This window comes from Bathymodiolus platifrons methanotrophic gill symbiont (assembly GCF_002189065.1).
Classification (GTDB): domain Bacteria; phylum Pseudomonadota; class Gammaproteobacteria; order Methylococcales; family Methylomonadaceae; genus Methyloprofundus.
Genome location: NZ_BDMN01000150.1, coordinates 1 through 12,148 on the forward strand (window position 1 = coordinate 1; position 12,148 = coordinate 12,148).

Consider the following 12,148-nt stretch of genomic DNA (forward strand, 5'->3'; position numbering starts at 1 on the left):
ATTGATGGAATTGAAACGGCACATATGATCCGAAAGGGACAATTGTCTGAGGAAAATATGCCTGCGTATAAGCAGTTTATGGCTTTAGCAGGATAGTTATGCCTGAAGACCAGGAGGTCTGCGCTTTTGATAATTATTGCGACAGAACCAAACGGAACGGTTAGAATAAACCTAGGTGAGGTAGCTGCGTTTACCTTTACAGGAGAGGTATGGAAGTTAAAAAAATAGCTTTAAAATAATAGTAATAACTATAAGGAAGGTATGAAGTGAGTAAATTAAAGGTTTTAGTTTTATTGATGTGCGGGTTACATGCTATGTCGGCTAGTGCCTACGAGGGGGAGGATCTCGAGCCTTCGTTTTATATCGATAATACAACAGAGGTTTTAGTAGAACCCCAAGAGTCTGATTTTTGTGCAATGCAACGTTCGCCTTATGGTCTTACGGGGGAAGCTCTTGCGGAACATATCATCGCTTTGCAGGATGGGCCTTGTGCAGTCACTTATGAGACAGGTGATATTGGGCAGGCTGGAGGTAGAGTGTTCTATACTACGGACGATGGACTGCACGGTATGGAATCCGCTCCTAATGATATCTCAGGCCTTGAGTGGGGATGTCACAGGGTTCAGGTTGAGGGTGTCACGAGCTTTGGTATTGGAGACGGAGATGTTAACTCAAAAGACTTGGAGGATAACGCTTGTGCAAGTGTAAGTCGCTGGGGAGGCCGTACAATATCTGATGCGGTTCGGGATTATGAAGTAAAGGGGTTCAAGGATTGGTATATCCCTTCTAGGGGGGAAATGAGTCGCATGTACAGCGTACTCACTTCAAAGGGAGTGGGCAATTTTGCCCGAGATCTGTATTGGGTATCCTCCGTTTTATCATCTGGGTATAACAGATTTACTTGGATGGTATCTGGTGGGGATGGAAGACTTTGGAATGGAGAGCGGAGTCTTAGAAAACCCGTTAGACCTATCAGATCCTTCTAACCATATAGACTTTTTAGGCTGACACACTACCCCTGATTCTCAGGGGTAGTTACACTGGATACTTAAATTTTAGGAGAAACAGCGGGGAGTCGCTATTTTTGCGAAAGCTTGTTTTGGGCATCCCAGCCCAAGCAAGCAGCAAAAACTTAACGCGACCACTTATGCCTCCGGCGGCCCCGATTCGTCCTCGTCACCTCGTCCCGACCCAACAAGGGGTCGGAACATAGGCTCCAAATGACTTGACGCCGTGTCGGATGGCCTTTTATTTTGTCTCCACCTTCGCTAACGCTCAGACTCCGACAAAACAACGGCCCTACGGCTATCGCGGACTAAAAATCATCACTCCGCTTAAGCTCCGTTTCCCTGATTTTAAGCGATTGAGTTAATCCGAAGATCAAACCCGAAAAATTTTCGGGCAGCTATAGATAAATTTGCAGATGCTAACGCTGCCTTAGAAGCAATGCTTATGCAAGTGAAATTTTTATGAGAAAGCCGTGGGGGTGGCTCCTCGTATGATTCGTGCATTTTGTTCCAATGGACAATATGTTTTGCCTCCTTTTGACGTTTGATAAACATATCGTTGTATCTTCACGCTACCATAAGGCGATTGATATGTTTTATTAGCCTTTACACGCGCTGTCAGTTTTGTGTCACCCAATTTGATCGGGCTTCCGTCCCTATCAAATTTCTGCAAAGCGTCTGCCGTCGCTAAACAGCCTAATTCATTACAGCCATCCAGTATTGTATTTTCCATTAAACTCCCCGTCAGCTTAATGGTGACCTGGAGTGTTAATTCACTTCCTTCCCGCGTGATAACTTCAGCCATACTTATTCCTTATAATCTTAGGTTAGATAAGGAGCTTACCTTAGGTTTACATTAATTAGCACATTATATAGAATCAGCACCCCGTCGGAAAGTAAAGTTTATGAGACAGAACCTTACTTTTTCATGCACTTCAAACTTTTCCGACAGAACCAATCCGCCTTATCAAGTATAGCTTCTGAAATCTGTTTAGTACTAAATTCTACGCCTAATAAATTAGCTCCTCTAAAATCAGTCCTTTCTAAGTTTGAATTACTAAATTTTGCTCCCGTTAAATCTGAACTTCTAAAGTCAACATTTACTAGATTAGTACCACTAAAAATAGTGTATTTCATATTTCCATTAGCTAGTACAGAATCAGATAAATCAGATCCAGTAAAATCTACATAAGCTAAATTAGCTTTAACTGCTCTAATTGCTAGCATATTAGAATTAGTCATTACAGCCCGTTTGGCTTTTACTAAAGTTAGATCTGAGCCTGATAAATTAGAATTATTGAAATTAGACTCAGATAAATTTGCTTGCCTTAGATTAGTATATTCTAAAATAGAGTTTTCTATTGATTGATGTGATAGATTAATTTTAGGTAAGTAAGCATTTCTTAAATCAATGCCATTCTTAACTGCTTCTACCAAAACTGATGCAAGAGTATTATTTCCGTTCTTATTTGCTTCATATAAAACTGTACCATCCTTTGATTTTATCTGAATTACTTCTATTTCATTAAGAGTAGTTCCTGATATTGTTGAAATACCATCAATATTAATATGCCCAGCATATGTAATTGAAATATTTAATAATACCCCTAATAAAATAATTAATTTTAATTTACTCATTTTATTGTCCCAACCGTTAGTAAAAATCATGCACTTTAGTGTAAGACTTTTAGTATACTCTCATTTATGAGGTCTTATAGAAAATCATCCCATACAGTACATGATTTGAAAGTACACTTGATATACATGCTTTATCAATACGTCCCGTAGGGAGTCAATATATTCCCCACATGAATGGTATATCGCAATATTTGAAAAATGCGGCCTACAGGCATTACAGGGGCTAAACTTACTTGTATGCGAACGTGAAAAACAAAAATAGGACGATTAACTATGGTGATCAACTATAAAGATCGAAAGACTATATCTGGCGAGGATGAAGAAGCCATTGACGAGTTCTTAGCAGGTAAAGAAAGATGGAACGTTTATGTTGGAAAACATGGTGATGATACGGAGGTGGATTTTTCAGGTGTCGATTTTTCAAAGCATAGGAAAGGAAAAGGGGAATTTAACTTCTCAGGGTATCTGTTTCCAAAGGAAGGGAATGTAAATTTTTTTAGATCCATATTCGGTGATGGTGGTGTGAACTTCACCTTCGCCAATTTTGGCCAGGGTGTTTCTTTCATGGGTGCCAATTTCGGAGAAGGAAACGTGGATTTCAGCGACGCCCAGTTAGGTGCGTATCTCACAGAATTTAGGAGCACTATATTCGGTAAGGGCGAAGTGAATTTCAACAGAGCCAAGTTCGGAAAAGGAGACGCGGATTTCAGCGACGCCCAGTTCGGCGAAGGAGACGTGAATTTTAGGATTGCCAATTTCGGCGAAAGAGACGTGGATTTCAGCGGCGCCCAGTTCGGCGAAGGAAATGTGGATTTTAGGATTGCCAATTTCGGGAAGGGTGATGTGTATTTTTGTAATGTTAATTTTGGCGATGGCTATGTGAATTTCGATAAGGCCAAATTCTTGGGCAAAGGGTTTGTGTCATTTAAGGAGGCCGTGTTTGGCGATGGCGATATAGGCTTTTGTAAGGCTAAGTTTGGCAAAGGCGCTGTGAAATTTAATCGCGCGCAGTTCGGAGATGGCGATATAAGCTTTTTTAAGACTAAGTTTGGCAAAGGCGCTGTGAAATTTAATCGCGCGCAGTTCGGAGATGGCTCTGTGGAATTCAAGGGGGCTAAGTTCGGTAATGGGACACTAAATTTTGAGCACTGTGAATTTAAAGGGTATGTCTCGTTTCAGTCAATGACTGAAACAAAGACATTGTCAAAATTCTCTTTACGTCATAGCAGTTTTGATAAATCTTTGGATATTTCAGACAATACATTTAACTGCATACCGGATTTAACCAATACAAAGTTAACCAATCAAGTGTCTCTAGATAGGATGGAAATATCGGATAATTATCCTCTGAATGGTGATTTTAATAAAAGTGATGGAGAACGTTTATGTCGCCTAAAAGAACTTGCAGAGGCTAATAAAAGCCACGAACAGGCATTGGATTTGCATGTTATCGAAATGCGAGCCAAACGCGATATCAGAATGCGAGACAAACAGGATAAGATTAATAATCAGAATACTAAGGGTAAAAAACGTCGTATATATTTAGGTGAAATATTTCATAGATATTTGGACAAATTTTTTGATGTAGTATGTATCTATGGCCAGAGTATTATACGTCCAGTGCTCTGCTTTCTTGGACTAACTTTATTATTTACGTGTATATATGCGTCCATGAGTATTGTGCAGCATACCCCTGGTCATTGGTACGATTGGATAGATCGTTTTTTTATAGGACTTTTATACTCGCTATCCCAGGTATTCCCATTTGTCTCTGCCGGCCGTAACTCAGCAGCTGACAGCCTGAACCAGTTGTTTCCATGTGAAACAATACCGGGCTGGTTCTATTTCTTGAGTATATTTCAAGGCGTGCTGTCGTTTATATTTTTGTTTTTAATAGGCTTAGGACTTCGTAACCGTTTCCGACTCTGAGTGCGGATTTTTATCAGAGGTAGAGACAACATGAACCTCTCCTATATCACGAGAAGGCGGCTGGAGAATCGCCTATTCTCTGCGTAGGTGAACGAATTATGGCGACAGGAGTCCCGGAATTTCGTGAGGTAGCATGGTGCGGCTATCACCTTTTACAACTCATATACAAACTATAAACGAACGTTTATAGTTTGTATTGCTAAGTAAAACGCGTATTTGTATAGTGAAAAGAAAGAGAGTTTAATTAGTCTAGGTGTAACTTATAGCACCACTGATGAGCTACAGAATTAGCAAGGAGATACAAAATGAAAGAAAGCGACGTGGTTATTTTACTGAATGAGGTGTATATGCCAATGGTTCGGGACTATTCAATCACCGGCTGGGACGGACATTTATCCCGGGACGAAATAATAAGTTTAATGGAAATCGTAGTGAGGGATAAAACTATCGAAGTAAAGAGTAATAAAGACGACTTAGAAAACTTAAAATAAGATTTTACTTATTTTCGTGATCATTGCATCGATATTAGAAGAGACTTTAATACTTATCATGATTTGTTTCACCCTGACAATTGTGATCTGTTAGAAAAAATATCAGAAACTTTTTTTGGGGAAATAAACTCAATTTTAATTAGACACTGGATTATAGGCGTTTGTAAGTTGATGGACCCTCAATCAACTAAGGTAAAAGGCGAAACTTGTGAAAACATTTCAATTGCTCTAATAGATACTCAAACGCTGAAAATCATGGAAACGGAGCCTAAGCGAATTGCCCTGTCGCCTATCAGGGACTAAAAATCACCACTTCGCTAAGCTCCGTTTCCATGATTTTCAGCGTCTGAATAATTCGGAGCACTGTGTCTGTGCGACATAAATATCCATCCTATGGTGCACTGGTGGCTTGAAATGAAAAACCATACAGGGATGTAAGTCTTATTGAGAAGACGGCAGTGAGTGCCGTCGTTGGTGCGTTATCGTGAGATATTTGTTGCTAGTGTTTTGAATTGCAATACTATGATTTTTTGAGCGTAAATAAAGACTAATCGCAGTCTAAGTCTAATTTCACTGTGTTGCTTAATTGACCCTTTTATACGTTGTTACTTTAAGATTTCGAGATCAAAAACTTGGAAACTCGCGTATAAATAGGTCCACTGACCCTTCACTTTGATATACGTTTCATCCATGCGCCACGATTTATTTGTTTCTCGTTTCTGAGATTTAGCTTTTACAGCAATGTCGGGCGAATAACGGATAACCCAACGATTGAGCGTAGCATGATCCACTTCAACACCTCTTTCTTCCATAATTTCTTCAAGGTCGCGATACGAAACGCCATACCTGACATAAAAGAAAACAGCATAAAGAATGACATCTTTTGGAAAGTGAGTGCCTTTGAAGCTGAGCATGGGATCCACCTTTTATTGAAATTGAGAATTATGATAGCAGATAACGTCGGAATGGGGGATTTATGCGACAGAACCCTATCCATGTCCTAAAGTTAAGATTATTTTGCTCAATTTTTTGAGTATTTGACTTTCCAATTGAATGTCTATTAGCGTCAAGTTATCGCTTATATACACCCCAGTCATCAGTGCAATAACGACTAAGATGAAATTAATGAAATCCTCCGGTTTCTAGAAGTATATGACTTTACAATATAAATTGCCATAAGAACTAAGGATGGAAAAATCAAAGCAAAAGCAATACCTAAATAACTAATTACAAAAACAGTAGAAAGAGTCATCTGAGATAGTATGTTTCCTTTACGAACTCCTGCGATTGATCGGAGGTGAAGGTCGTCAAGTCTCCCCAATAACTCTCTATTTACTGGTTTTTTATTTAAGATCAAAAACCGTACTTCCTTGTACTGTTGAGCAGTATGCTTTTTAATCGCCAGCTCAATTTTCATCGAAAAGACAAAGAGAACAGTAACAAGCAGAAAGAAAATAAAGAGGTACTGTGATAATATTTTTTTCATGTTGCTTTCCTTTGATTCAGTGGAATTTGCCTGGCGTGGGTTGTTAGATTCAACAATGGTCTTAGTGTCATCAGTGTCCACCTATTAACTGTCCTCGTGGTACTAACCTTGCCACTAGGGAACTCATAAAGCGCTGTAAAGACGTTCCCGCTATTATTGCGTTTTGAACTGCCCGAATAGTACATGAACTGATACGTTTTGAGCTGTACTCTTCTTGAAATTTTGGCATATTCTTCATTTTTCTTATCCGTCACCCACTAACGCCAATACTTTGTTCAATGCTTCTTCTTCTGCATTGCTAGCAAGTAATAAAAAATCATCAATTTGATTTAAAGTATGCGCCTTATCCAGTGCCTCGTAATAGCTCAAACGATCAGCCGCTTTAATCACCACAGGTTGCAGACCTGCTTTCATTAAATCAAGATTCATTAACAAACGTGCTGTTCGTCCATTGCCATCAACAAACGGATGAATTTTAACAAAGTCGATATGCAACTTTGCTGCACGTTCCAATGGATGACCTTTAAACTGGTTATAATCTTTCACCAAACCAGCCATCTGTTCATCAACTAATATATGATCAGGTGGCGTATGTTCGGCACCTGCTATCAAGACATTTTCCTTGCGATACACTCCCGCATTGTCATTATCAATATCTTTTAAAATTAACTGGTGAATAGACTTAATTACATGCTCGGTAAACTGCTCATCATTGGTAACAATTGCCTCAACATAATCAATCGCCTCTTTATGGCTAATCGCCTCAAAATGCTCCCGCATCGACTTACCACCAATAGTGATTCCTTCCAGCACCACCTTGGTTTCTTTTAAGGTAAGCGTATTTCCTTCAATCGCATTGGAGTTGTAAGTCCATTCCAAAATCAGCTGTTCGTGCAGACTTTTAACCGTATTTTTTGGCAGTGGACGAAAGCTGTTAAGCTTTTCTTGAAGTGCATCTATTTTAGTAAACATTTTATATGGCTCTGATTGTATTAAATAGTCATGAGTTTTCTGGTTCTGTCGCATAAAGTTCACTTCTCCGCGTTACCTGCTATCATGAGTCACAATTCGAATAAAATAAGGTTCATACGCTGAAAATCAGGGAAAGGTAGCCTAAGCGAAGTGATGATTTTTAGTCCGCGATAGCCGTAGGGCCGTTGTTTTGTCGGAGTCTGAGCGTTAGCGAAGGTGGAGACAAAATAAAAGGCCATCCGACACGGCGTCAAGTCATTTGGAGCCTATGTTCCGACCCCTTGTTGGGTCGGGACGAGGTGACGAGGACGAATCGGGGCCGCCGGAGGCATAAGTGGTCGCGTTAAGTTTTTGCTGCTTGCTTGGGCTGGGATGCCCAAAACAAGCTTTCGCAAAAATAGCGACTCCCCGCTGCTGGTTCTGTCGCAAGGACTTATTATGCCGGTAAAGATTGGTCATAACCGACCTTTATGCAGCGAATGAATAAAACTGTCCTGCAGGAGACAAACCATCCCCTCCGAACATTTGTCCTTTTTTGATCATTTTCATTATCTCAATACCTGCTAATGTTTTTTGGGCGCTATGGAAGTTTTTAAAACCCAACATAGGGCGAGTTATTCGTTTAATGTTCCTATGATCTTGTTCGATAATATTATTCAAATATTTACATTGACGGATTACAATGGGTTCCACTTTAGGGGCATCTGAGTCTTCCTTGTTGATGCTATTAAGCGCTGCTTTATTGGAACCACTCTTATCAATATTGACCAATTCAGGACGGCCATTTCTCTTAATGGCTTTCTTAAAAAAGCGCTTGGCTGCTTTCGTATCACGCTTTGCGGTGAGTAAGAAGTCAATGGTATTGCCTTCTTTATCAACGGCACGATAAAAATATTTCCACTCTCCTTTGACTTTAATATAGGTTTCGTCCATCCGCCACCGCCGATTAACAGGACGCTTCTTTTTATGAAATTCTTTCTCTAATTCAGGTGCATAATTTATCACCCACCGATTAAGGGTGCTGTGGTCAACATGATAGCCTCGTTCTTCAGCTATTTCCTCAAGATTGCGATAACTGAGTGGATAAGCCAAGTACCATCTGACATTTAGGAGAATGATTTATTTTTCAAAATGACGCCATTTAAAACTAAGCATATGAACCTTATTTTATTCGAATTGTGACTCATGATAGCAGGTAACGCGGAGAAGTGAACTTTATGCGACAGAACCTGATAGTAGCGACCCGCGATATTTTGATAAAGGGAAAAAGAAAATGGCAGACACCAAAAAGAAAGTGGTTAAAAAGGTAATAAAAAAGCCGCCAAGCAAGGTTATTAAAAGCGTTCAAATGGATTTGTTTAGTCAGTTCATAACAAATGACCTTGAAAGCGTTTCAAATACGGTTGAGCTTTGGGAGAGCATACCCAAGTATTTTTTTACCCCTGCACAAGTTGAGAAATTACGCACACCAACAGGCCATGCAGACCCCTATGAGCAGCCTTATAATTATCAAGGCATAGATTGCACTGTAACTATACAGCCCGCTTTGATAAAGCAGGAGAGCGGGGGCTATAAGGCATTTTTCCCAAGTGTGACTGAGGAGCTTATAGAAGAAGCACTTAAAAAAATTCTTACCGATCAAAACTATGGAATACATGACCCCGCCAAGTCTGAAACATGGGTAAAATTTTCTTTATATATGGTGCAAAAAGAACTCAATAAACGAGGGAAAAGCCGCAATATTCCAGAAATAAAGCAAGCTATACAAATCATGAACCGCTGCATTATTACGCTTTCCAAGGGAAGAAAAGAGCTTTGGAGTGGGGCAATTTTACAAGATTTAGTGACGGTTGACCGCGAGGAATACATAGAGGATTCGAGCGCGTTACATGCAGCGCGTTTACCTCTTTTTATATCCCATGCAATCAACAAGCTGGAATATAGGCAATACAACATAGACAGGCATATGAGCCTAAAAACTCAACTTTCAAGGTGGCTTTATAAGCGGTTTGTTCATCGTTACAAACAAGCCAGCATGATAGATACCTATCATTTTATGTATTCAGACGTAAAAACAGAAAGTCGCTATCTGGAAGGTAAAACAGAGCGCAACAACCGCAAAAAAATGATTGATGCACTTGAAGAACTCAAAGGGCAAAGCGTTTTGATGTCCTATGAGGTTCAGGAGGCCAAAGAAGGGCGAAAAATTATAGATGTAAAGTATACCGTGACTGCTTCTCTTGATTTTCGCACCGAACAGAAAGCCGCCAATGCCGCAGCTAAAAAACGAACACATGCTCTTGTGGATAAGTCAAAATAAACATGGTGGTATGGCGTGCAGTTCATCCAGAAACATGGTGGTATGGCGTGCAGTAACATGGTGGTATGGCATGCAGTTCGTTTTTTAGGTTTATTATGCCAAATAAAAAACAGGTTTATGACAAATAAACATGGTGGTATGGCGTGCAGTTCATCCAGAAACATGGTGGTATGGCGTGCAGTTCGTTTTTTTAGCTGGGTTATGGCAAGTAAACATGGTGGTATGGCGTTCAGTTCATAGCAAACATGGTGGTATGGCGTGCAGTTAAAAAATTATTAATCATCTAATATATTGAAAAATAAAGACATTTTTACTTGTCAAATTTCCCTATCCTTTCCTTTATTTAACCTTTTATATTTAACCTTATAAAAGTGCCTTGTGGATAAGTTAAGTCAAAATTAAAAACCTGCATTTATCATCGTTCCCAAAATATCCAAAAAAAAGAAAGCCGAGCGCATGGAGCAAATGGATCTAATCGACTGGCTTGACAATAAGCGGGTAATCAGGCAACAACTCGCCGACCCAATCTACACAGCACCGCCTTTTCATCATCGAGCAGCTAAAACCCATCATGCGGGAACTTGAAGCCTTGAGGCTATCAGCCCTTACCATTTCCGAAGCAATAGCATATTATCAAAATCTCTACCAAGAAAAAGCTTCTGAATAGGCTTAATGATTTCTTGTGTGGGGGTTTGTACATTTAAGCGATAAAAACGCAACAGCGGACAACCTCAGGCGATTACGGGCTATATTTTTATACTTTCAAAGGAGAAAAGATCAAGAGCCAGTTAATGGATAGTTATGCCTGAAGACCAGGAGGTCTGCGTTTTTGATAATTATTGCGACAGAACCACCACCAGAGCTTAGTCAAACTAAGTAGAAAATCATCAATGGAAGATTCAACTCTATTTTTAGTTGAACATGCAAACCTTCTTTGGTTGAAATTAAATCTTATCATCATTAGGTAATAGGGTGATTTTGTTTTTTGAGACGGAGCCTTTATGAGTCTAATTCATATTATGAGAAAAATACTAATTTTCTTCACATTAGTATCTATGATTATTTTTACCCCTTTAGTTTTTGCAACGGGCGGAAATATCTCTACAATATTTGAAGAGATATCTGCTCCTTGGGATAGGGTTAAGGAGCGTTTTGAAGAAGCAAAAACAAGAGTAGAATATAAGGTGGCCAAACAAAATCTCACAGAACCTTTAACTGAAGATGAGGAAGATGAGCTCTACAGATGGAGTTATGGTGGGGGGCTTACTAATTCCAATCTTCGAGCTGATAAACTTGACGATAATGCCGTTGCTCTAAAAAAGATTCTAAAAAGATTCCACCCATACCAAAAAAAATTATATCGCACAAGTGAAACAAGTGCATTCCAGGATGGATTAATAACAGAAGGGGACATTGTACTTGATAAAGGTTTTATGGCAACTAGCTCATCACCTGAGTTTGTAAAAAATTTTAGATCACGTGATACATTTTTCGTTATTGAGCCAAAGTTGTCTGCTTATCCTGTTGTTGTTAATCCAGTGCAAAATGAAGTATTATTTACCCCCCAAACAACTTTTAAAGTTAAAAATATTCAAACATTTAATGGAAAAACTTATGTTCATTTAGAGGAGACTGATACTCTTGGTTGGAGAGGAATTAAAAATATACATACTGGTGAGCAGTACCTTGATACTCAATGTTCAAGCTTTTGATCTTGGTGTTTTGGTTCTGTCGCAAGAATTGATGGTAATGGGTCGAATTTGTAGGGTTTCTCTATAATTTGATTTTTATGACCTGTTATCAAGAGTTAAAAGCCTTGCTTGATCCTTTTAAAATCAGCCGATATTATACAGATGACTGGGGAGCATATGCACGCCATATTGATGTAGAGAAACATGAAGTGGGTAAGTGTCATACGCAAAAAATTGAACGTAAAAATTTAAATTTGAGAACGTGGATTAAACGGTTGGAACGAAAAACCATTTGCTTTTCAAAATCTGGAAAAATGCATGATATTGTGATAGGTTTGCTGATTAATAAGGTTGAGTTTGGAGTGGATATTCATGCCTAACTACAGATTCGACCCACTACCGAATTGATTATGGCGCGCCTAGGATTGGCAAATTTCCCTGCGCCTTCTGGAGACTATCATCCCGTCCGGGTCTGGCAGCGAAAGCTTGGTCATAATAAAAGACCCCCCTTTTTCCATTTCCAGTAGAATTTGACCGAGATATTTATGCATAATCACAGATTTGAGCCACGCCCCATTTATTATATTAATTCGGGTTTTATAAGACAGTTATTT

At 39.3% G+C, this 12,148-nt stretch carries 12 protein-coding genes and 4 pseudogenes; 9 read left to right on the forward strand and 7 right to left on the reverse strand.

Features of this window, described 5'->3' with window-relative positions; genetic code table 11:
* Nucleotides 1–96: pseudogene (locus CDZ78_RS24500) on the forward strand (IS6 family transposase); the annotation flags it as partial.
* Nucleotides 97–296: 200 nt separating this feature from the next.
* On the forward strand, nucleotides 297–986 hold the full coding sequence (locus CDZ78_RS09385; protein WP_140413963.1) for a hypothetical protein: 690 nt from the start codon (nucleotides 297–299) through the stop codon (nucleotides 984–986).
* A 481-nt stretch (nucleotides 987–1,467) separates the two neighbouring features.
* On the opposite strand, the gene CDZ78_RS09390 is transcribed toward CDZ78_RS09385, so the two are convergent.
* Nucleotides 1,468–1,812, reverse strand: coding sequence for a hypothetical protein (locus CDZ78_RS09390; RefSeq protein ID WP_087869787.1), 345 nt, complete (start codon nucleotides 1,810–1,812; stop codon nucleotides 1,468–1,470).
* 113 nt (nucleotides 1,813–1,925) lie between these two features.
* Nucleotides 1,926–2,645, reverse strand: coding sequence for a pentapeptide repeat-containing protein (locus CDZ78_RS09395; protein WP_167374233.1), 720 nt, complete (start codon nucleotides 2,643–2,645; stop codon nucleotides 1,926–1,928).
* A gap of 273 nt (nucleotides 2,646–2,918) precedes the next feature.
* On the opposite strand from CDZ78_RS09395, the gene CDZ78_RS09400 reads away from it, so the two are divergent.
* Nucleotides 2,919–4,574 (forward strand): pentapeptide repeat-containing protein, encoded by a 1,656-nt coding sequence (locus CDZ78_RS09400; RefSeq protein ID WP_087869789.1) that lies wholly within the window; start codon nucleotides 2,919–2,921, stop codon nucleotides 4,572–4,574.
* Between the two features lie 305 nt (nucleotides 4,575–4,879).
* Nucleotides 4,880–5,065 carry a hypothetical protein gene (locus CDZ78_RS09405; protein WP_087869790.1) on the forward strand — a complete coding sequence of 62 codons (186 nt, stop codon included), beginning with the start codon at nucleotides 4,880–4,882 and terminating at the stop codon, nucleotides 5,063–5,065.
* Nucleotides 5,066–5,709: 644 nt separating this feature from the next.
* Here the strand turns inward: CDZ78_RS09405 and CDZ78_RS09415 are convergent.
* The 5 genes and pseudogenes from CDZ78_RS09415 to CDZ78_RS09435 form a co-directional block, all read right to left on the reverse strand.
* Nucleotides 5,710–5,979, reverse strand: a pseudogene (locus CDZ78_RS09415) (IS6 family transposase); the annotation flags it as partial.
* Between the two features lie 76 nt (nucleotides 5,980–6,055).
* Nucleotides 6,056–6,187 (reverse strand): annotated as a pseudogene (locus CDZ78_RS24505) (IS1 family transposase); the annotation flags it as partial.
* On the reverse strand, nucleotides 6,177–6,551 hold the full coding sequence (locus CDZ78_RS09420; protein WP_087869792.1) for a hypothetical protein: 375 nt from the start codon (nucleotides 6,549–6,551) through the stop codon (nucleotides 6,177–6,179). The pseudogene CDZ78_RS24505 and the gene CDZ78_RS09420, both read right to left, overlap by 11 nt.
* Before the next feature lie 243 nt (nucleotides 6,552–6,794).
* Entirely contained in the window at nucleotides 6,795–7,523 is a 729-nt protein-coding gene (locus CDZ78_RS09430; protein ID WP_087869798.1) for a Fic family protein, read from the reverse strand.
* Nucleotides 7,524–7,991: 468 nt separating this feature from the next.
* On the reverse strand, nucleotides 7,992–8,642 hold the full coding sequence (locus CDZ78_RS09435; protein ID WP_230990526.1) for an IS6 family transposase: 651 nt from the start codon (nucleotides 8,640–8,642) through the stop codon (nucleotides 7,992–7,994).
* A 154-nt stretch (nucleotides 8,643–8,796) separates the two neighbouring features.
* On the opposite strand from CDZ78_RS09435, the gene CDZ78_RS09440 reads away from it, so the two are divergent.
* The 5 genes and pseudogenes from CDZ78_RS09440 to CDZ78_RS09455 form a co-directional block, all read left to right on the forward strand.
* Nucleotides 8,797–9,843, forward strand: a complete 1,047-nt coding sequence (locus CDZ78_RS09440) for a hypothetical protein (protein WP_087869794.1) — start codon at nucleotides 8,797–8,799, stop codon at nucleotides 9,841–9,843.
* Nucleotides 9,844–9,858: 15 nt separating this feature from the next.
* On the forward strand, nucleotides 9,859–10,083 hold the full coding sequence (locus CDZ78_RS09445) for a hypothetical protein (RefSeq protein ID WP_140413964.1): 225 nt from the start codon (nucleotides 9,859–9,861) through the stop codon (nucleotides 10,081–10,083).
* 216 nt (nucleotides 10,084–10,299) lie between these two features.
* Nucleotides 10,300–10,428, forward strand: a complete 129-nt coding sequence (locus CDZ78_RS23665; protein WP_280175559.1) for a hypothetical protein — start codon at nucleotides 10,300–10,302, stop codon at nucleotides 10,426–10,428.
* A gap of 416 nt (nucleotides 10,429–10,844) precedes the next feature.
* On the forward strand, nucleotides 10,845–11,555 hold the full coding sequence (locus tag CDZ78_RS09450; RefSeq protein WP_087869796.1) for an ADP-ribosyltransferase domain-containing protein: 711 nt from the start codon (nucleotides 10,845–10,847) through the stop codon (nucleotides 11,553–11,555).
* Between the two features lie 86 nt (nucleotides 11,556–11,641).
* A pseudogene (locus CDZ78_RS09455) lies at nucleotides 11,642–11,914 on the forward strand (IS1 family transposase); the annotation flags it as partial.
* Between the last annotated feature and the right edge of the window lie 234 nt (nucleotides 11,915–12,148).

Coding starts and splice junctions, on each gene's coding strand:
- CDZ78_RS09450 (WP_087869796.1), top strand. CDS start 10,845: ATGAGTCTAATTCATATTATGAGAAAAATACTAATTTTCTTCACATTA.
- CDZ78_RS09440 (WP_087869794.1), top strand. CDS start 8,797: ATGGCAGACACCAAAAAGAAAGTGGTTAAAAAGGTAATAAAAAAGCCG.
- CDZ78_RS09390 (WP_087869787.1), bottom strand. CDS start 1,812: ATGGCTGAAGTTATCACGCGGGAAGGAAGTGAATTAACACTCCAGGTC.
- CDZ78_RS09420 (WP_087869792.1), bottom strand. CDS start 6,551: ATGAAAAAAATATTATCACAGTACCTCTTTATTTTCTTTCTGCTTGTT.
- CDZ78_RS09395 (WP_167374233.1), bottom strand. CDS start 2,645: ATGAGTAAATTAAAATTAATTATTTTATTAGGGGTATTATTAAATATT.
- CDZ78_RS09430 (WP_087869798.1), bottom strand. CDS start 7,523: ATGTTTACTAAAATAGATGCACTTCAAGAAAAGCTTAACAGCTTTCGT.
- CDZ78_RS23665 (WP_280175559.1), top strand. CDS start 10,300: ATGGAGCAAATGGATCTAATCGACTGGCTTGACAATAAGCGGGTAATC.
- CDZ78_RS09400 (WP_087869789.1), top strand. CDS start 2,919: ATGGTGATCAACTATAAAGATCGAAAGACTATATCTGGCGAGGATGAA.
- CDZ78_RS09405 (WP_087869790.1), top strand. CDS start 4,880: ATGAAAGAAAGCGACGTGGTTATTTTACTGAATGAGGTGTATATGCCA.
- CDZ78_RS09385 (WP_140413963.1), top strand. CDS start 297: ATGTGCGGGTTACATGCTATGTCGGCTAGTGCCTACGAGGGGGAGGAT.